The sequence below is a fragment of the Streptococcus sp. HSISS2 genome (assembly GCF_000448665.1).
Taxonomy (GTDB): Bacteria; Bacillota; Bacilli; order Lactobacillales; family Streptococcaceae; genus Streptococcus; species Streptococcus raffinosi.
On the sequence record NZ_CM002133.1, the window covers coordinates 1,342,350 to 1,361,360 of the forward strand.

15 protein-coding genes, 1 tRNA gene and 3 pseudogenes are annotated in these 19,011 nt (G+C 42.1%); 1 reads left to right on the plus strand and 18 read right to left on the minus strand.

What is annotated here, in order from left to right; all coding sequences use genetic code 11:
* Positions 1-51: 51 nt before the first annotated feature.
* The 7 genes and pseudogenes from HSISS2_RS05955 to HSISS2_RS05985 all read right to left on the minus strand — a co-directional run bounded on the left by HSISS2_RS05955 (position 52) and on the right by HSISS2_RS05985 (position 8,661).
* On the minus strand, positions 52-309 hold the full coding sequence (locus tag HSISS2_RS05955) for a DUF896 family protein (RefSeq protein WP_002887595.1): 258 nt from the start codon (positions 307-309) through the stop codon (positions 52-54).
* Between the two features lie 47 nt (positions 310-356).
* Positions 357-2,393, minus strand: coding sequence for a glycine--tRNA ligase subunit beta (gene glyS, locus HSISS2_RS05960; protein ID WP_021145870.1), 2,037 nt, complete (start codon positions 2,391-2,393; stop codon positions 357-359).
* A 279-nt stretch (positions 2,394-2,672) separates the two neighbouring features.
* The gene (glyQ, locus tag HSISS2_RS05965) at positions 2,673-3,563 is read right to left on the minus strand and encodes a glycine--tRNA ligase subunit alpha (protein ID WP_042767038.1); all 891 of its coding nucleotides are present in this window, start codon (positions 3,561-3,563) and stop codon (positions 2,673-2,675) included.
* Between the two features lie 232 nt (positions 3,564-3,795).
* A complete protein-coding gene (locus HSISS2_RS05970; protein WP_042767039.1) occupies positions 3,796-4,167 on the minus strand; it encodes a GFA family protein in 372 nt (123 codons plus the stop codon).
* A 278-nt stretch (positions 4,168-4,445) separates the two neighbouring features.
* Positions 4,446-5,686 (minus strand): annotated as a pseudogene (locus tag HSISS2_RS12200) (hypothetical protein).
* 109 nt (positions 5,687-5,795) lie between these two features.
* The gene (gene nagA, locus HSISS2_RS05980) at positions 5,796-6,944 is read right to left on the minus strand and encodes an N-acetylglucosamine-6-phosphate deacetylase (RefSeq protein ID WP_021145874.1); all 1,149 of its coding nucleotides are present in this window, start codon (positions 6,942-6,944) and stop codon (positions 5,796-5,798) included.
* A gap of 85 nt (positions 6,945-7,029) precedes the next feature.
* Positions 7,030-8,661 carry a Na/Pi cotransporter family protein gene (locus tag HSISS2_RS05985; RefSeq protein WP_021145875.1) on the minus strand — a complete coding sequence of 544 codons (1,632 nt, stop codon included), beginning with the start codon at positions 8,659-8,661 and terminating at the stop codon, positions 7,030-7,032.
* 446 nt (positions 8,662-9,107) lie between these two features.
* Here HSISS2_RS05985 and HSISS2_RS05990 point away from each other — a divergent pair, with 446 nt between their 5' ends.
* Positions 9,108-9,614, plus strand: coding sequence for a YgjV family protein (locus HSISS2_RS05990; RefSeq protein WP_008533980.1), 507 nt, complete (start codon positions 9,108-9,110; stop codon positions 9,612-9,614).
* Positions 9,615-9,633: 19 nt separating this feature from the next.
* On the opposite strand, the gene HSISS2_RS05995 is transcribed toward HSISS2_RS05990, so the two are convergent.
* From HSISS2_RS05995 to tkt, 11 genes and pseudogenes are all read right to left on the minus strand, one after another.
* The gene (locus tag HSISS2_RS05995; protein WP_021145876.1) at positions 9,634-10,455 is read right to left on the minus strand and encodes a Cof-type HAD-IIB family hydrolase; all 822 of its coding nucleotides are present in this window, start codon (positions 10,453-10,455) and stop codon (positions 9,634-9,636) included.
* A gap of 23 nt (positions 10,456-10,478) precedes the next feature.
* Positions 10,479-11,135, minus strand: a complete 657-nt coding sequence (locus HSISS2_RS06000) for a glycoside hydrolase family 73 protein (protein WP_042767040.1) — start codon at positions 11,133-11,135, stop codon at positions 10,479-10,481.
* Positions 11,136-11,232: 97 nt separating this feature from the next.
* Positions 11,233-11,538, minus strand: coding sequence for a P-II family nitrogen regulator (locus HSISS2_RS06005; protein WP_021145878.1), 306 nt, complete (start codon positions 11,536-11,538; stop codon positions 11,233-11,235).
* Between the two features lie 45 nt (positions 11,539-11,583).
* Positions 11,584-12,819 carry an ammonium transporter gene (locus tag HSISS2_RS06010; protein ID WP_021145879.1) on the minus strand — a complete coding sequence of 412 codons (1,236 nt, stop codon included), beginning with the start codon at positions 12,817-12,819 and terminating at the stop codon, positions 11,584-11,586.
* A 140-nt stretch (positions 12,820-12,959) separates the two neighbouring features.
* Positions 12,960-13,826, minus strand: coding sequence for a 16S rRNA (cytidine(1402)-2'-O)-methyltransferase (gene rsmI, locus HSISS2_RS06015; RefSeq protein ID WP_021145880.1), 867 nt, complete (start codon positions 13,824-13,826; stop codon positions 12,960-12,962).
* A gap of 2 nt (positions 13,827-13,828) precedes the next feature.
* Entirely contained in the window at positions 13,829-14,149 is a 321-nt protein-coding gene (yabA, locus tag HSISS2_RS06020; RefSeq protein WP_002887582.1) for a DNA replication initiation control protein YabA, read from the minus strand.
* A pseudogene (gene ricT, locus HSISS2_RS06025) lies at positions 14,136-14,940 on the minus strand (regulatory iron-sulfur-containing complex subunit RicT). Before ricT ends, yabA begins: the two are co-directional and overlap by 14 nt.
* Positions 14,937-15,812 carry a DNA polymerase III subunit delta' gene (locus tag HSISS2_RS06030; protein WP_021145882.1) on the minus strand — a complete coding sequence of 292 codons (876 nt, stop codon included), beginning with the start codon at positions 15,810-15,812 and terminating at the stop codon, positions 14,937-14,939. The pseudogene ricT and the gene HSISS2_RS06030 overlap by 4 nt, the downstream one beginning before the upstream one ends.
* A gap of 8 nt (positions 15,813-15,820) precedes the next feature.
* Positions 15,821-16,449 (minus strand): annotated as a pseudogene (gene tmk / locus HSISS2_RS06035) (dTMP kinase).
* Positions 16,450-16,595: 146 nt separating this feature from the next.
* A tRNA-Thr gene (locus HSISS2_RS06040) sits at positions 16,596-16,668 on the minus strand.
* Positions 16,669-16,772: 104 nt separating this feature from the next.
* Complete coding sequence (tkt, locus tag HSISS2_RS06045; protein ID WP_021145885.1) at positions 16,773-18,758, minus strand: transketolase; 1,986 nt, start codon at positions 18,756-18,758, stop codon at positions 16,773-16,775.
* Between the last annotated feature and the right edge of the window lie 253 nt (positions 18,759-19,011).

Consider the following 19,011-nt stretch of genomic DNA (forward strand, 5'->3'; position numbering starts at 1 on the left):
TTCGAAGTAGAACAAGAGCTCAGACATCTCCAAGCTCCTATTCTTTTGGTTTTATGATTTGGGATCATCAAGGCTACGTCCGTGCAAACCTTTTTCACGTTGTACCTGGCGAAGCTTTTCAGGTGTAATATCGTTTCCTTCTTCGTCAACAATTTTGATCCCTTCGATGTGGTGACGAACGGAGCGACGATAACCTTCGATATATTCTTCACGAAGTTTGGCTTGTTCCACTTCTTCTTCTGGAGTCAAACCTTCCGCTTTTTTCTTTCTAGCAAGCTCATTGATACGAGCAATTTTTTCTGGTGTCATGTTAAGTCCTTTCTAGTTATCCCAAGAAAACTTAGGACAAACTCACCTTATTTTGTATTTAATTGGTTAAAGGCAGCGACTTTATTGGCTTTTGCTACTAGACTAGCAAGAATAGCTAAACGGTTATTCTTCAAAGCTTCATCTTCTGCCATGACCATGGTATTGTCAAAGAAGGCATCGATAACTGGGCTAAGAGCAAAGAGTTGAGCCAATTTATCGCTAGCTGATCCTGTCAATTCGAGACTTTCTGCTGCTTGAGCAAGAGCTTTTTCTTGGTCATTTTCAAAGAGATTAGTATCGACTGCTACTGAGGCATCTGCTTTTTCTGCCAAGTTGAAGGCACGAGAGAGTGACTCGACAGCCGCCTTGTAACCATCCGTCTTAGCAGCTTCTGAGAGGGCATTTGCTGCTTCAAGCATATCCGCAACAACGAAGTTTGAACCAGCAAGTACAGCTTCTTTGATGTCTTTTGAAGTACGTCCCATCATCTTGTCTACACGCGCCTTGATGAAGTTAAGCACTTCTGCTTGATTGTCATATGAAAGACTATCAAATGAAAGTCCATAAAGGCTGTCGATCAACTCATCCATAGGGATGTGCCAACCAAAGGCATCCAAGATACGGACAATCCCTTGTGTTGCACGACGAAGCGCATAAGGGTCGTTTGAACCTGATGGAATCAAGCCAACAGAGAAGAAGGAAAGAAGGGTATCCAATTTATCCGCAAGGGCAAGGATAGCACCAACCTTAGTCTCTGGAAGAGCTCCATCCGCTGAATCAGGAAGGTAGTGCTCACGAATAGCTGTCGCAACGGCTGCATCTTCACCAGCGAGAAGGGCATATTTTTCACCCATAATTCCTTGTAATTCATCAAACTCTCCGACCATACCCGTCAAGAGGTCAAATTTGTAAATTTCCGCTGCACGCGCTACGGCTGTCGTTTCTTCAGCAGTCAAACCAGCTTGTTTAGCCAATGATGCCGCAATGACACCAGCACGGGCCATGTGTTCTGAAAGAGAACCAATTTTTTCATGGAAGGTTACGTTGGCCAATTTAGCAACCAGGTCTTCAATCTTAAGTTTTTGGTCTTCACGCCAGAAGAATTCACCGTCTTCAAGACGTGCCACCAAGACTTTCTCATTTCCTCGAATGACATTTTCCAAGTGCTCAGCGTTCCCATTACGGACGGAGATGAAGTTTGGTTTCAACTTACCATCAAGGTCACGTACAACAAAGTAACGTTGGTGGGTTTCCATTGAGGTCACCAAGACTTCTTCTGGAACGTCCAAATATTTAGTGTCAAAGCTTCCCATAAAGGCAGTTGGGTATTCCACCAAGTTCAAGACTTCATTCAAAAGTCCTTCTTCGATTTGCACTTGCACGCCTTGTTCTGCTTCGATAGCTTTGATTTGCTCACGAATCATGTTTTCACGTTCTTTGCTGTCGGCAATGACGTAAACGGTACGAAGGTCTTCTTCATAAGAATCTGCATTGGTGATTTCCACTTCGTGACCGAGGAAACGGTGGCCGCGGCTCACACGACCTGACTTGATATCCAAGAAATCAAGGTCAAGCGCTTCGTCGCCCAAAAGAACTGTCAAGGTGTGAACAGGGCGGATGTATTCGAAGGTGTTGTTAGCCCAGTGCATGCTAACAGGGAAAGTCAATGAAGCAAGCACTTCTGGAACGCCAGCCAAGACTTCTTTGGCAGGTTTTCCAGCTTCATGTTTCGTCACGTAGACGTATTCTTCACCCTTAACTTCACGGAATTCGATGTCGTCTACAGTCAAGCCTTTTCCACGGACAAAGCCTTGCGCCGCTTTTGAGAAGTTACCTTCTGCATCCAAGGCGATTTTCTTAGAAGGTCCTTTAAAATCTTCTGTCAAATCAGATTGCTGATCAGCCAAACCAATGACACGGACTGCCAAGCGGCGAGGTGTTGAGAAGGTTTGAATACTTTCGTATGAAAGACGGTTGTCATCCAAGAAGGCTGCCATTTTTTCACCGAGTTGTTTTTCACTTGGTGTGACAACGTAGGCTGGCAACTCTTCAAGTCCTAATTCTACTAATAAGTTTTTTGTCATGTTTTTTCCTTTGCATCTTCTTCTTTTTGATAGGCGCCTTAGGTACTGGGGACGTCGCTAACTAACTTTGTGAGTCTGTAGGGAAATCTTTTATCTCCTTGATATAGATTTCCAACAGTCTCATCAAAGTGGATTTAACCAACTGATTTTTGAACCTAAGGTTTCAAAAATCCCCATATACCAGTACAGTGGTGCCTATCCCCTTAGCAAGTCTTTAACTTGCCTCTGGGTAGCCATATGGGCTCACTAGGTTCGCCCTTTTTATTTCTAATACTCTTTTTATTCTTCCTCTTCTGCTAGGAGTTTGGCGCGTGTGGCTTCGTCAAGAAGTGGGTAACCGAGTTTCTTACGTTCTGCGACGAAGGTCTTGGCTACGACACGGGCCAAGTTACGGATGCGGGCAATGTAACCGGCACGTTCTGTAACGGATACTGCTCCACGAGCATCTAGCAAGTTGAAGGTGTGTGAACATTTCAAAACGTAGTCATAGGCAGGGTGAACAAGGCCCAATTCCAAAGCACGTCCTGCTTCTTTTTCAAATTTTTCGAAGTTTTCCAGAAGCATATCTTGGTCAGAAACTTCAAAGCTGTATTTTGAGTGTTCATATTCTGGTTGAAGGAAGATTTCTCCATATTTAACGCCTGGAGCCCACTCAATATCGTAAACAGAGTCTACTTCTTGAATGTAAGAAGCCAAACGTTCCAATCCGTAAGTAACTTCAGAAGTTACCGGACCAGTTGCCAATCCACCAACTTGTTGGAAGTAGGTGAACTGAGTGATTTCCATACCGTCAAGCCAAACTTCCCAACCAAGACCAGCCGAACCAGTTGATGGGTTTTCCCAGTTATCTTCAACAAAACGGATATCGTGTTCTAAAGGATTAATCCCCAATTTTTCCAATGACTCAAGGTAGAGCTCTTGGATGTTTGATGGAGAAGGTTTCATAACCACTTGGAATTGGTGGTGTTGGTAGAGACGATTTGGGTTTTCCCCGTAACGACCATCAGCTGGACGACGAGATGGCTCTACATAAGCCGCATTCCATGGTTCAGGCCCAATGGCACGAAGGAAAGTATAAGGACTCATAGTTCCCGCACCCTTTTCATTATCATAAGCCTGCATGAGCATACAACCCTGGTCATTCCAGTATTGTTGCAAAGTAAGGATAATTTCCTGGAAAGTTAGTTTTTAGACATTATTTACTCCTTTTTCTCTAATTTCTTGCGACACGAGTCTGCCACGTCGATTATACAAGGCAAGACGAGTTAGTACTGCGTCTAGCTCAGGCACCCTAGCGCTGAGCGTGGGACAGTCCGACTGTAAGGAGGTCTCTGCCACTGACGCAGTGGAAGGTTAGTTTTTAGACATTGAATACTCCTTAATTTATATTATCTTTTTAGGTTTATTTATCAAGCAACCAAGAAAAAGCTGGATCCTGAAAAATATGACGTTTAGGAACAGTTTGTAAATTCTGATCGCATTCATCTATTGTACCTAATTTCAAAGCACAGACTTCTGGTATATTTTCTTGAACAGTGAAAATTTGACTATGACAGTTCTGACAGTAATAACGCTGTTTTCCTGGAGAAGAACTATAGGAAACAAGCTTTTCTTTTCCATGCAATACTAGATTTTTACTGCTAACTTTAGCATTAACTGTATAGGCAGACGCAGTTGCTTTCCGACAGAATGAACAGTGACAAAAAACTAATTCAGATAATTCCTCATCTAGAGTGTAAGTCACTGCTTTACATAAACAAGATCCTTTAAGCATTGTACTCCTTTCTACTTAGGCATTAGACAAATTCAAAAAGAACCGAATTTCAACACCCAAGCCTTGCGACTAGGGGCGTCAGAAACGCGGTTCCACCCTAATTTATTACTTCATTGTATTTTACTTTACTCAGCTCTTTGCTAAGAGAAAGCGCCACTTGCTTACTTTGCCCTACTTGGCTTTCACTATCCCAAGCTCGCTAGAAAAACGCCATAAGCCTTTCTTTCTTGTCAGTATTATAGCAGAAATAGATAAACTTGTAAAATAGAATTCTAATTCTACTTCTCATCAATCCCCAATTCCTGACGAACCTGAGCATGGGAATCCTCACGGAGTGTTTGATTGTCAATAATTGAGGCATCTCGAAGTTGTTCTGCCTTTTCCTTGTCCTGAGGCGTTAAATCTTGATCAGGATCATAAGCTTTCTCGACAATAGCTAAAAGATGATTTCGGATTTCTTTTTCCTTGCGAATCTTTGCTTTTTTACGATAACTTGCGACAACCAAGACAACCAACATCAGTAATCCCATATAACCGATAACGGGATACATGACTGCGACCAATTGACGAAAACCCATAAAGGATACAAGGAAACCACTGAGAGAAAAAGCAGTCACAAAAAACTTGAACCGTTTTTCACTACCAGCTGCAAAGCGTTTGCCTAGAGCATAATAGAGACTAAAAACAGTATTGAAAATCAAACCAAAAATCACGAAAGCATAGAGGGTTGCAAAGATAGGATTAACTTCCTTAGCAATAGCCAACATAGGCACATCTGACTTGACGACCTTGTCACTATTAGCAAAAAGAATCAGGGTCGTGATAAAGAAAATCACACCAACCATGAAGCCACCCCAGGCACCACTCTTTTCAGCTTCATTAATTTTGAAAATGGAGCCTCCCATAACGAAGGCCATAGCGATGGCAGACATGACACAAACAGCAAAATAGTTGACGACAGACATCCAAACGCTTGGGAAGGGGGATTGAATAGTTTGTGAAATCCTATTCATCTCTTCAAAATCCCAGTGGCGCCCTAAAACATTGGTCATAAAGATAACAGCAATCATTACCAAAATCATAGGGGTAAAGACTCCGATAACTCCGATGATTTTTTGAAATCTAAAAAGCTGACCACAATAGTCAAGGCCGTACAGAGAAAAGCTCCTACCCAAAATGGCATGCCAAATTGTTGATTCAAATTGGCTCCTGCACCAGCCGTCATCACAAAACCAAAGATAAAGCAGGTGATAATGAGCGCAATATCCAAAATGCGATATATAACAGGATGACTAATTTCAGCAAGAACGACCGAATGATCGTCCGATTGATAATAGCTTCCCAGAGCAATCATCAAACGGCCAAAACCAACATGTAGAACTCCTAGGACAATAACACCTATCAGACCCCAGGCTCCAAAGCTGACAAAATACTGCAAGAGATCCTGTCCTGAAGATACTCCTGCGCCAATCATTACACCGACATAGGCCAGAGCAATGCTCCAAATACGTTTTGACATATTACCTCCTGTAAAAATAAAAAGTATTTCTATTTTACACCTTTACTGTTACAATTCTGTAAAAAATAAGAAAAAACAGCACCCTTATATAAAAGCACTGCTTAGACCATTACTTTTCCCAAGCTTTACGACCATCGATAAAGGTTGCTTGTAACTCCAAAGAGTCATCTAAAACGATGAAATCGGCTGCTAGACCAGCTTTAAGACTACCACAAACATTTTCAAGGCCAACAGACTTAGCTGGAACATGACTCGCCATTTGTAAAGCTTGAGCAACCGTCACCAGACCCCAATCAACGACGTGCTTGACACCATCTTTAAGTTGTAGGATAGAACCAGCCAGGTTACCACCTTCCTTAAGGCGTGCCGTGCCATTTTCCACAATAACAGGAAGCTCACCCAGCATATAGTCGCCATCGGGACGTCCTCCTGCAGACATGCAGTCTGTAATCAAGGCAACATTTTGAGGCGTCTTCTGCTTGATAAGGACGCTACAGGCAGCTGGTAGAACATGGTGCCCATCCGCAATCAATTCACCAATAGTATCTGGACTATCAAAGGCTGCACCAACCATACCAGGCTCACGGTGACTAAAGCCACGCATCCCATTGTAAACGTGAACCCAGACTGAAGCACCAGCTTCCACTGCTGCCACGGCTTCTTCATAAGTAGCATTGGAATGTCCCAAGGCAATTGTCACACCTTGTTTAGTCGCTTCTTTAATAAAATCATCCACTCCTTCACGCTCAGGAGCCAAGGCCAATTTGATTAACTTTCCTTGAGCCGCTTCTTGCCAGGCTTGCAACTGTTCAAGGCTTGGATTGCCCATGTATTTTGGATTTTGAGCACCCTTGTAGGTTTCAGTGAAATAAGGCCCTTCAAAGAAGAGTCCTTGAATTTTTGCGCCTCTTTCCTTACCAGCTGTCTCAGCTATCGTTTGACAAATAGCCTTCAACTCCTCAAATGGTGCGGTCAAGGCTGTTGGCAAGAAAGAGGTCACACCTGCTGAAGGCAAGGCCTGACTCATACCTAAGAGACTTTCCGCCGAATTGTCCATAACATCATAACCCGCAAAGCCGTGAATGTGGGTGTCCACAAGACCAGGAGCAATTTGATAGTCACTGTAATCTAGCACCTCTGCACCTTCTGGTGCCTTTTTTGTCCACTCAGCAAAACGACCATCTGTGACTGCTAAGTAGCCACCTTCTTTGACCTTATGATCAAAATAAAATCGTTTGGCTGCAATATAATAAGTCATAGGACTACCTCTCATCAATTTTCTATGTTCTCAATACGCCTTCATTATATCAAAAAAAGCCGAGAAATGTTCTCGACTTTCCATATTAAATCACACCTTCTGTAACCTTTTCAACAAGGTTAATGGCATGGTCTGCGATACGTGTGTAATGCGATAAGTAATCAACATAGTTGATACCTGCCTGCGCAGTACATTCACCATTATTAAGGCGTTTGGTATGAATCTTACGCAATTGTTTTGCAAGTTTTTCCAACTCTTCATGACGGAGGATAACTTGACCAGCAAGCACCTTATCATCGTCCACAACGACACGAATACTGTCAAGTATAATACGATGAGTACGGTTATAGACATCCGCAAGTTCCGCCTTGGCTGTTTCAGAGAATTCAATTCCCTTGCTATGAATGTGTTGTGAAAGACTAGCACTAGCGACTGCAAGGTCACCAATACGTTCCAAGTCACGAACAGAATCCAGGACACTTGCCAAGATTTCATTTTCAGAAACACTAAGTGACTCGTTAGAAATATCAATCAAGTAAGTTGTCAACTCTTCGTCAATACTATTAACAGCTGTTTCATATTTTTCAACCTTGTCAAAGTATTTTTCATCTCCCTTATCAAAGAAAGCATATGAAGCTTCCAAAGACTGGATAGCATATGACGCCAAATGCACCAATTCTTTCTTGGCATTACCAAGGGCAATGGCTGGTGCTTGCGTGATAAGCAAACGGTCCAAATAAAGTGCTTTGTACTTATTAACTTCGTCCTCACCAGGGATGATCTTAGTTACCAAGTAAGCTAAAACTCCGATGAATGGGAACTGAACAATTGTATTAGCAATGTTGAAAGTACCGTGGGCAAAGGCAATTGTCATCTCTGGTGTCAAACCAAGTACAGACTTGAACCATTGAATTAAAGCTGTGAATGGCACCAAGAGAATCAAACACAAGACCGTTCCAATGACATTAAAGAGTACGTGAGCTCCTGCTACACGTTTAGCCGCAATGTTGGAACCAAGAGCCGCAAGAACCGCCGTTATAGTTGTTCCGATATTGTCCCCGAAGAGGATTGGAAGGGCACCTTGCAGATCAAGCAAGCCACCTGAATAAAGGCTCTGAAGAATACCAATGGTAGCTGCCGAAGACTGAATCAACATGGTCAAACCAGCACCAATGATGACTCCCATGATTGGGCGGTCACCTAAAGTTGCCAAGTAGTCTTTAAAGGCTGTGACTGACTTCAAAGGCTCTACCGCATCTCCCATCAGGTTAAGGGCAAAGAAGATTCCACCCACACCAAACAAGATACGACCTAGGTTGTTGAGCTTCTTATTACTCGTAAAGAAGAGAAGCGCCGCCCCAATGAAAAGCACCGGAAGGGCATAATCACCTAGCTTGAAACCAATCATGAAGGAAGTTACGGTTGTCCCGATATTTGCCCCCATGACAATTCCAATAGCCTGACGAAGACTCAAAAGTCCTGCCGAAACCAGACCTACGACGATAACGGTTACCCCTGAACTTGACTGAATCAAGGCCGTCATGACAATACCAATCAAGACCCCTAAAAAAGGATTACTGGTATACTTATCGATGTAAAAGCGTAACTTATCACCGGCTGCCTGTTGAAGACCATCCCCCATGTACTTAATACTGAAAAGGAAGAGTCCCAAACCACCGAGGAAAGAAAACACAATATCTTGCCAATTTACTGACACATTTTTGTCCTCATTATTCAAAAATTTTCGGTAAAACCGACCTTTCTATTGTATCTATTTATTAGGGAATAAACAAGGCTTTTCCTCAAAATAATAGAAAGAAACCAAGAAAATCTGACCTTCTTAGATATCTCATTTAACTCTCATGTTCATGATGTCTAACACCACTATTACTCATATCAGAAATCCATTAACGTCTGTCTCGAATATACTGTTTTTTCTTTGATACTTGTCACCAGGTTTCAAGCAAAGGCAATCGAAAAACATTACTAGCAGTGTTTTGAGAATTCCATAAATGAAAACTACCATAGCAGTACCATCATCCGTTGGCGATGTTTTTTCAGTTACTACTACATCTTTCGGGACTTATAAATAACCGATAAATATTCTTGAAATAAATCCTTCTTTCTTGTGATATAATAAAGGCAAAAATTGGAAGTGACATCATGACAATCTACCTTCTAGCACAAGTATTCTCAGCCATCGGAGCTCTCTGTGTCGCCATATCCTCTTTTGCAAAATCAAAAAATAAGATGCTCGTCTGGCAAATTACCGACTACATTTTCACTGCCACTGCCAACCTCTTATTGGGTGGCTATACTGGAGCTTTAACCATCAGTATTTCCATCATTCGAAATAGCCTGATGGTCAAAAAGAAGATGACCAAGACTATCTTAACCATCCTCATCATTATTCAAATCATCGTAGGATCCTATCTCAATCAGCTTGGACTTATTGGCTATTTGCCGATTATCTCTTCAGTTTCTTATAGTCTAGCCATCGCCATCACACGAAACCTTCAGTGGCTTCGCTGGGTCATTATTGAGAATATGTTACTCTGGCTAATATACGATTTGACCATTAAGGCCTATCCCGCTGCCATCACAGACATCACCATCACGCTAACCACTCTCATTGCCATTATCCGAAATCGAAAAACCTTTAGCAGATAAAAGCTAAAGGTCTTTTTTCTTATAAAGCCCAAGTACGAATAGCGTGGGCCACACCTGCCTGATCATTTGTCAAGGTTACATATTTACTCAAAGACTTGATGTCATCACTAGCATTTCCCATGGCAACGCTCTGACCAACAAATTCAAGCATCTCAATATCATTAGCAGCATCTCCCAAAGCCATAATTTGTTCGGAATCAATCCCCAACTTTTCAGCTAAATGCTTCAGTCCACTGGCCTTGGTTGCTCCTTGTGGCATAATTTCAAAGATATAGTCTTGACTGCGAACCGTACTATAGCACTTACTAAGACTTTCTTCCATGGCATTTTGGAAGTCATCAAGCGGTTTAGATTCCGCCATATACATGGCTTCAAAAATGACCTGACCTTCCGCAAAAATTTCTTCCAAAGATTTGGCCTCAGCCACCATATAGACTGTCCCAGCATCATAGGCAACTAAATCAGGCACTTCATTACCAACAACATAGTAGGTTTTTTCACCTGTCAAGGTTAGAGTTACGTCTGGAAAATCCTTACTCACTTGAAAAAGGTCTTCCAACTCCGTATGAGATAAGCTTTCATATTGAAGCAGGGTCCAATTTTTAGTTTCATAGGTCGAACAACCGTTGTTCATGATAATGTACTCTTCTTCACTAAGACCCAATTTTTCAAAATGGGGAACAATGCCTGAACGTGGACGACCCGTACAAAGGACAATCTTAATACCTGCCGCAGCGGCTTCCTGAATAGCCTGAATGTTTTCTACAGGTATCTCTTTTTGACTATCTAAGAGTGTACCATCCATATCAATGGCAATGAGTTTCACTTGGTTCTGATTCATATTCTTCTTATTCTCCTTTGACTCTAATAAGTGTCATAAATAGTTAACTGATATTGTTCAATGATGCTGTTCAACTTATCACCATAAGTCGTGTCAGTGGCATAAACGCCTGTTAGGGCCGCTGTTGCATCTTTATAGCTTCTCGTTTTGGAGCGGTGCACTCCCACATAGTAGCTTCCCTCGAGAAAGTCCACATAGTCCTGCAGCGAATTCTCAACGGAGCCATAGGAACGAAAGGCAGCATCGATATGGTAGGGATTTCCCTTACCATCATCCTCCCAGGTCGGTAGCGTTACACTTTGACCATTGTATTCTCCTTTAATTCCAAAGAAATTGTAGGAAGGCTTTTGACTTAATTGTGACTGTCCCGAGTCCGATTCTAGGATGGCCTGGGCAATCATGACTGAGGCATAAAGATCGTTTTTCGCTGCTAAATAGCGTGAAGTCTCTCCAATCTCAGCAATAAAAGCAACTGTCGTCTCATCTGTAGACGTCATATTCTTTTCCATTGTCAACTTTGGAAAATTCAAACTAGCTAGAAGCCCCAGCAAAGCAAGTAAGCCAATAATGATCAGGCTCCATTTCTGTAAAACTCTAGGAAAAAGCAGAAAAGACTTCTTTTTCTTCTTAGTCTTCTTAAATTTAGATTTCGACCTGCTTTTCTTTTTCCTTTTGCCAATCAGTCACCCCCTCCATCCTTAATAATCTCTTTTAGTATACCAAAAATCAACAAAAAAGGCCCAAACCAACTGGTTTAAGCCCTAATCCAATATGACATTAAATAGCGTCTCCACCCCGTTCGCCAGTACGAATACGAATGACATCATCAATAGGAACAATAAAAATCTTCCCATCACCGACTTCACCAGTCGCCACAGCACCACGGATAGCATCAACAACTTCATCAACTGCCAGGTCTTTGACTACTATTTCCACCTTAACCTTGGCCAATAAGGTTGGAACAATCCGTTGTCCACGAACGAACTCCGCAAAGCCACGTTGGGTTCCATACCCCAAGACCTGACTTACAGTCATTCCCTTGGCTAAACCACTACCAGTCAAGGCATTTTTCAAATCTTCCAATTTGTCCGAACGAATAATCGCTTCTATTTTTTCATCAGTATCCTCCTACGAATCCATACCCATAAAGGTTGGATAAGCTGTTTCCTTGTGTTCACAGTCATCAAGACCAATAGCTTCATCACGGTCACTGACACGTAAAGGCATATAACGGGCAATTACTTTTATGATACCATAGGTTACCAGCCCCGACCAAGTAGCTGTGAAAATAATGGCCAAAACTGTCACCAAAAACAAACGTGCATTCCCATAGATGAGTCCAACATTAGCCTTATCTAGGGCTAGATTTGGTGTTGTAAAAATAGCTGTAACCAAACCACCAAAGATTCCTCCGACACCGTGGCAACCAAAAGCATCCAAAGCATCATCATAGGCAAAGCGTTTTTTCAAGACAGAAATGGCATAGAAACAAACCGGACTAACCATAGCTCCAATTAGAATGGCACTCCAAATGGAAACGAAACCAGCTCCAGGTGTGATGGCAACAAGTCCGGCTACTAAACCAGTCGAACCACCGACCAAGGATGGATGACCTGTCACATATTTTTCAAGAGCTAGCCATGAAAACATGGCAGCTGCTGCAGAAACATGTGTGGTCACAAGAGCATGAACTGCTAAGCCATTGGCTGCTAGGGCTGAGCCTGCATTGAAACCAAACCAGCCAAACCACAGGAGACCCGCTCCCAACAGAACAAAAGGAACATTATGAGGACGGTGCTCTAGAATGCCATAGTCACGACGTTTCCCAACAACAATTGCCAAAACCAAGGCTGAAACACCAGAAGTAATGTGGACCACATCACCACCCGCAAAGTCAATTGTCCCCCACTTGGCAAGAATTCCGTCTCCCCATACCATATGTGCAAAAGGATAATAGACCAAAAGTAGCCAAAAGACTACAAAAATAGCTAAAGGGGTAAAGCGCATACGCCCTACTACTGAACCTGTCAAAATCGCCACACAGATAATGGAAAACATCATCTGAAAGGCTGCAAATAAGAGATCAGGAATGGCTAGACCACGACTTGAAGCCGTTTCAGAGACACCGTGTAAAAAGAGATGACTAATATTCCCAAAGAAATAGCCATGCCCCCCAAAAGAAAGTGAATAACCAGCAACAACCCACAAGAGGGAAGCAATTGCTAAGGGAAGAACAGACATCATCATGGTATTAATGACATTTTTTCGACGCCCAAGGCCACCATAGAAGAAGGCCAAAGCTGGTGTCATCAGGCACACCATGGCTGAACATATCAATATAAAGGCACTACTACCTGTATCCATGAAACCACTCCAATCCAAAGGAATTATTTTTTATGTTAGATAATATAACACAAAAATAAAGAGTCTACAAGTTTATTTATGGAATTTTTTGATAATTCTTTCTTTTCTGACATCTTATGTCGCCACAAAAAAAGAGCTTCTTAGACCCCATGAAAGAGATTATAAAGCTCTTGTCTATTTAGTTTTCGCTCTTTGGCAACCGTTTTTATAGCTTGATTAGGCTTCATACCGGAAGCAATTAAAGCTTCAACAGCCTCAATTGGAGTAACATCTGATGTCAGGTTTTCTTCCCTTTCTTCATCCGATGCACCAGCTACAATCAGCAAACATTCCCCCTTGAGAGGATTTGTTGCAATATAATCCAAAATTTCGGAGATGCTACCTCGCTGGTATTCTTCGTAAAGCTTGGTCAGTTCTCGAACTAGAGTCAGCTGACGATTGCCATAAACCTCACGCATATTTTCAAGAGTATCAGCTACACGATAAGGTGACTCATAGAAAATCTGCGTCTCAGGATAAGACCGTTTTCCCTTGAAGAAATCAAGCTGCTGACCCTTTTTACGAGGAAGAAAGCCATAAAAAATATGAGGCTGAGGTGCCAAACCACTGGCAATCAAGGCTGTAATCCCAGCTGATGCACCAGGTAAGGCCACCACAGGAATATCCTCAGCAATAGCAGCTTTAACCAAATCATGTCCAGGATCAGAAATGGAAGGCATACCAGCATCTGAGACCTGAGCCAGGGAAAGCCCTGACTTCAAGCGCTCCAATAAATCCGGAATTTTCTCATAAGCATTATGCTCGTGAAAAGAATACTGCTTGGTCTCAATCTCAAAATGTTTGAGTAATAGCCCCGTATTGCGCGTGTCCTCCGCACAAATAAGATCGACATCTTTGAGAGTTTGAACACTGCGAAAGGTCATATCCTGTAAATTTCCAATAGGAGTTGGGACAAGATAGAGGGTACCATAATGAGACTGCCCCTTAAAACTCTTTTGAACCTGCATCTTTAATCTCCGTACAACAATTCCGCACAGAAGCCACAGGCTTCATTATTATCACGACGTTGACCATAAAAATCTGGGCAAATATGGAAGCCATCATCATAAATCGCCTCGAGATTAACCTTACCATGAGACATTTTCGTGCCCGTTTCTTCTTGAACCACTTGACTCAAGTGCTCACGCAACTTGTCGTTTTCCAACTTAAGAGCTGTATTTTCATCAAGAATGCCTGAGAAGTTCGCCTTAATTGCCTCAACTTCTGCCAACATAGACATCAAATTTTGTGATAATTCTTCAAATTTATCATACAATTCACGCTTTTCCATTTAGCTGAACTTCCTCCACTCCATAGGTTAGGGGAGCACGCCCCTTATCAAATGCAACCTTAATAGTCCTTGCAATCACGTCAATAGCAACAACATGCCCCTTGCCATCCTTGGTTTCAATTTCATCACCTAAATCAGGATAACTCGCCTTACTATCTCTGTAAAAGTCATCTTCATAACTGAGACAACACATGAGACGCCCACAAAGGCCGTTCAACTTACCAGAATTTAAGGACAAACTCTGATTTTTAGCCATTTTAATAGATACTGGTGGGAATTCGCCCAAAAAACTAGAGCAACACAGGGCACGCCCACAAGGTCCTAAGCCACCATAAATTTTCGACTCCTCACGACTCGAAATTTGGTGGAGCTCAATACGTGTTTTAAAATAAGCTGCCAAATCCTTAAGTAACTGACGGAAATCCACTCGCTTTTCAGCCACAAAATTAATCAGCACATAAGAACCATTTAAAGGAAAGACGATATCAACCACCTTCATCTCCAGCTGATTTTGAAGAATTAAGTCAGCCACAACAGCCATACTCTTTTCAGCCTTCAAAAGGTTGTCATTATATCTAGCTAAGTCCCCCTCCTCAGCTAGTCTTTCAACCCGATTCAGATCATTAGGTAGACTAACCTCAGGAAAATCAGTATTCTCCACGACCACCTGAGCCAAACGCTTATCCTTTTTCCAAAACGACCACAAAGTCATCTTTGGCGTAGTGTCTATCTGGAATGACGTATTCTACCATTCCATTTTCTTCAAATTTGATTCCAATGACCTCTGTCATGATAATACCATATACTCCAATGCATTTTGAAAGCTGACATTGGCTAGCCACATGTTACGGGCCTCATAAACCAATTCAAGCCATCGTCTTGCTTTTGGATTTTGTATATCCTTCCCCAATTGATAAGTTAAGAAATCCCAAACCATTTCTTGCTCTGATTTTTCACCACACTGAACAGCCAATTTTGCAAGGTCCAAATAAAGCAAATCTTGATTAGCCAGCAAGGACTGTGTCAAACGCTCCACTGCATTAATCAAATCAAGAGCCTTATTATCCTTAGCCAAGTGCAAAGCTTGAGCTTCATCCTTGGCAAAGTCTGCCAAGACCTTAGCTTGACTAAGTAACAGGCCTTCCCTCTGTAACAAGTCCTCCAAATAGGCCCGATTCTTAGGAAAATAAAAGAGTTGCGCTCGACTTTTAATCGTCGGTAAGATACGACTATCATCAGCCGTCAAGAGAAAAATGTAAATCTGACTCTGGGGCTCCTCAATAAACTTCAAAAGACTATTGGCCGCATTGACATGCATCTTATCTGCATCACGAATGATAAAAACCTGAGCCTGTCCTTCAAAACTTGATTGACTAAACTCTCTGGTCAACTGCCGAATCGTATCTGTCTTAATAAGTTGCCCTTGAGGTTCCACCAATTTAACATCCGAAAACTCCCCTTGTGCAATCAAGCGACAGGGACGACAGTTACCACAAGGTAAACCATCTTCAGGCGTCAGACAAAAACGACTCTGTGCCAGCCAAATAGCCATATCGAAACTTCCGAAATCACCCGAGAATAGATAGGCATGACTCAAACGATTTTCTCTGATAATTTGTGAAAATTCTTCGAACAGCTTGCTCTGACTTTCAGCTAATTTCATTTTGCTCCTTACAAATAGCTCTTGATAATTTGCCAAGCATCCTCTATCACTTTATCAAAGGGTTGCGAAGAATCAATCAACTTGATCCGTTCTGGTTCGACCATAGCCAAGTCTAAATAACCTTTACGAACACGTTGATGCATATCAAGCTTTTCCAAATCCAAACGATTAACTTCACGCTCACCATTTGCTGCAATACGTTTCAAGCCAGTTTCGGAATCCACATCAAACAACAAAGTGACATCAGGCTTATGACCATCCGTCGCATAGGCATTTAACCAAGCAATCTCAGTCTGATCCAAGCCACGACCAGCACCTTGATAGGCAACCGATGAATCAATAAAACGATCCATGATAACCATATTACCTTTTCTAGCTCTGGAAGAACCTTTTCGACCAGATGTTGACGACGGGCAGCTATATAGAGCAAGAGCTCTGTCTTAGCATCCATAGCCGTATTATCTACATCCAAAATAACCTCACGGATTTGCTCTGCAATAGCCACTCCACCCGGCTCACGTGTCGTTATAACCTGACCAGGGTAAACTTCTTTTAAACGAGGTAAGAGTGCCTCTAAAACGGAGCTCTTCCCAGCCCCATCTGGCCCTTCTATTGAGATTAATAACCCTTTTGACATGATACTTCCTTTATTTTTTATTATCTTCTATTTTATCAAATTTTAGCTTAAATGAACATTCCCAAAATTATTATAGAGCTTTGAAAACTATATTAAAAAAGAAGTCTATAAAGACTCCCATTACACATCTCGAATGCTTCAAACCATGCCGATTGCAGGAATCGAACCTGTGACCTACGCGTTACGAGTGCGTTGCTCTACCAACTGAGCTAAATCGGCTAACACAGTCATTTTAGCACTCTCTCCCAAAATGTCAAGCGCCATGTAATATCACATCACATTGACATGAAAAAGAACTCGGACTAGCCAAGTTCTTTCGTTTCTTACAATGATTTATATAGTTGACTTGCATTTTCAACAGTGAAACCATACTCCTTAAAGATACGGTCACCAGGTGCTGAGGCACCCCAAGTATCGATAGTAAGTGTTTTGCCTGCAAGACCAACGTATTTTCCCCAACCAAAGCTAGTTCCAGCTTCAATAGCCAAACGTTTTGTCACAGCCGCTGGAAGGACATCTTCTTTATAAGCAGCATCTTGTTCATCAAAGAGATTTTGTGATGGCATAGATACGACACGAACATGAATACCTTCAGCTTCAAGAGCAGCTTGTGTATCAAGAGCCAATTTCACCTCAGAACCAGTGGCAATGATGATACCATCAAGATTACCTTTAGCTTCTGATATGATATAAGCCCCTTTATTGACACCAGCTTCAGCATTTTCAGCTGTACCATCAAGGACTGGCAAGTTTTGACGTGTCAAGACAAGCATTGTTGGACGTTCAGTCTCAGCCAAAGCACGTTTCCATGCAGCATTAGTTTCATTACCATCTGCAGGACGGATAACGTTAAGGTTAGGCATTGAACGCACACTTGCCAATTGTTCGATTGGTTCATGAGTAGGTCCATCTTCACCAACTGCTACTGAGTCGTGTGTCATTACATAAGTTACTGGCAGGTTTTGAAGAGCTGCCATACGTACCGCTGGAAGCAAGTAGTTTGAGAAGACGAAGAAAGTACCACCATAAACACGAGTACCACCATGAAGAGCAATACCATTCATCGCTGCAGCCATAGCAAATTCACGCACACCAAACCAGATATTACGTCCAGCATAGTTGTCTGCTTGGAAATCAGACTCAGCCTTAACCATGGTATTGTTTGAAGCTGAAAGGTCTGCAGAACCACCCCAGAATGAAGGAACTTGTTCAGAAATTTGTTGGATAGCTTGTTGGCTTGACACACGACTAGCTACAGCTGTGCCAAGTTCATGAGCGTTCAATTCAACAGTTGCTGACTCATTTGCAAAAGCAGCCTTGTATTCAGCAGCTAACTCTGGGTAGGCAACTTCATATTCAGCAAATTTAGTTTGCCAAGCATTTTCAGCAGCTTCACCACGGAACTTAATACCAGCTTGAAAACGACGAGCTACTTCGTCAGGAACAGTGAAGGCAGGTGCATCATAGCCGTACACGCTTTTGGCATGATCAATACCTTCTTGACCAATCGGTGCTCCGTGAACAGCTGACGTTCCTTGTCCTTCAGCTCCATAACCAATAATAGTTTTTACTTCGATGATAGACGGTTTATCTGTTTCTGCTTTAGCTTCTTCAATAGCTTTGGCAATGGCTTCCAAATCATTTCCATCTTTAACGAGAATGTGTTGCCAACCATAAGCTTCAAATTTAGCCTTAACGTCTTCAGTGAAAGCCATTGATGTTGGACCATCCAGTGAAATATCGTTTGAATCGTAAAGAAGAACCAATTTACCAAGTTTAAGGTGACCAGCAAGACTGGCAGCTTCTTGAGAAACACCTTCCATCAAACAGCCATCGCCATGTAGGGCATAAGTATAATGGTCAACAATATCAAAATCAGGTTTGTTGAATTTAGCAGCCAAATGCGCTTCAGCCATGGCCATACCAACAGCATTAGCAATCCCTTGACCAAGAGGTCCTGAAGTAGCTTCAACACCATCAGTATGATTAACTTCAGGGTGTCCTGGAGTCTTAGATTCCCATTGACGGAAGTTTTTCAAATCATCCATTGTCACCTTATAACCAGAAAGGTGCAATAAACTATAAAGCAAAGCAGAACCATGACCTGCAGAAAGGACAAAACGGTCACGGTTTGTCCAATTACGGCTAGTCTTTGGATTAACATTCATTACATGGTTCCAAAGTACGTAGGCCATTGGCGCTGCACCCATAGGAAGACCAGGGTGTCCTGAATTTGCGGCTTGAATAGCCTCAATTGAAAGCGAACGAATAGTGCTGACCGCCATTTGGTCAATAGCATCAAAAGTCATGATTTCTAATTCTCCTCTTCTTGGACAATGCAGAGCAAATAAACACTTAGGGTCTGTGCTCTAGTTATACTGCCTTTATTATAGCACATTATCTGACTATTTGGGCAATTCAATTCTATTTGAAAAGGCTTAAGTTCATTTATGACTAGACCTTATTTATCCGATTTACAAAGTGGCAGTTTTTGTATATGGATAGAATGACGTTTTGGAAACACGATTGAACTGATTATAAAAAATCAAAGATCCTTTAAGT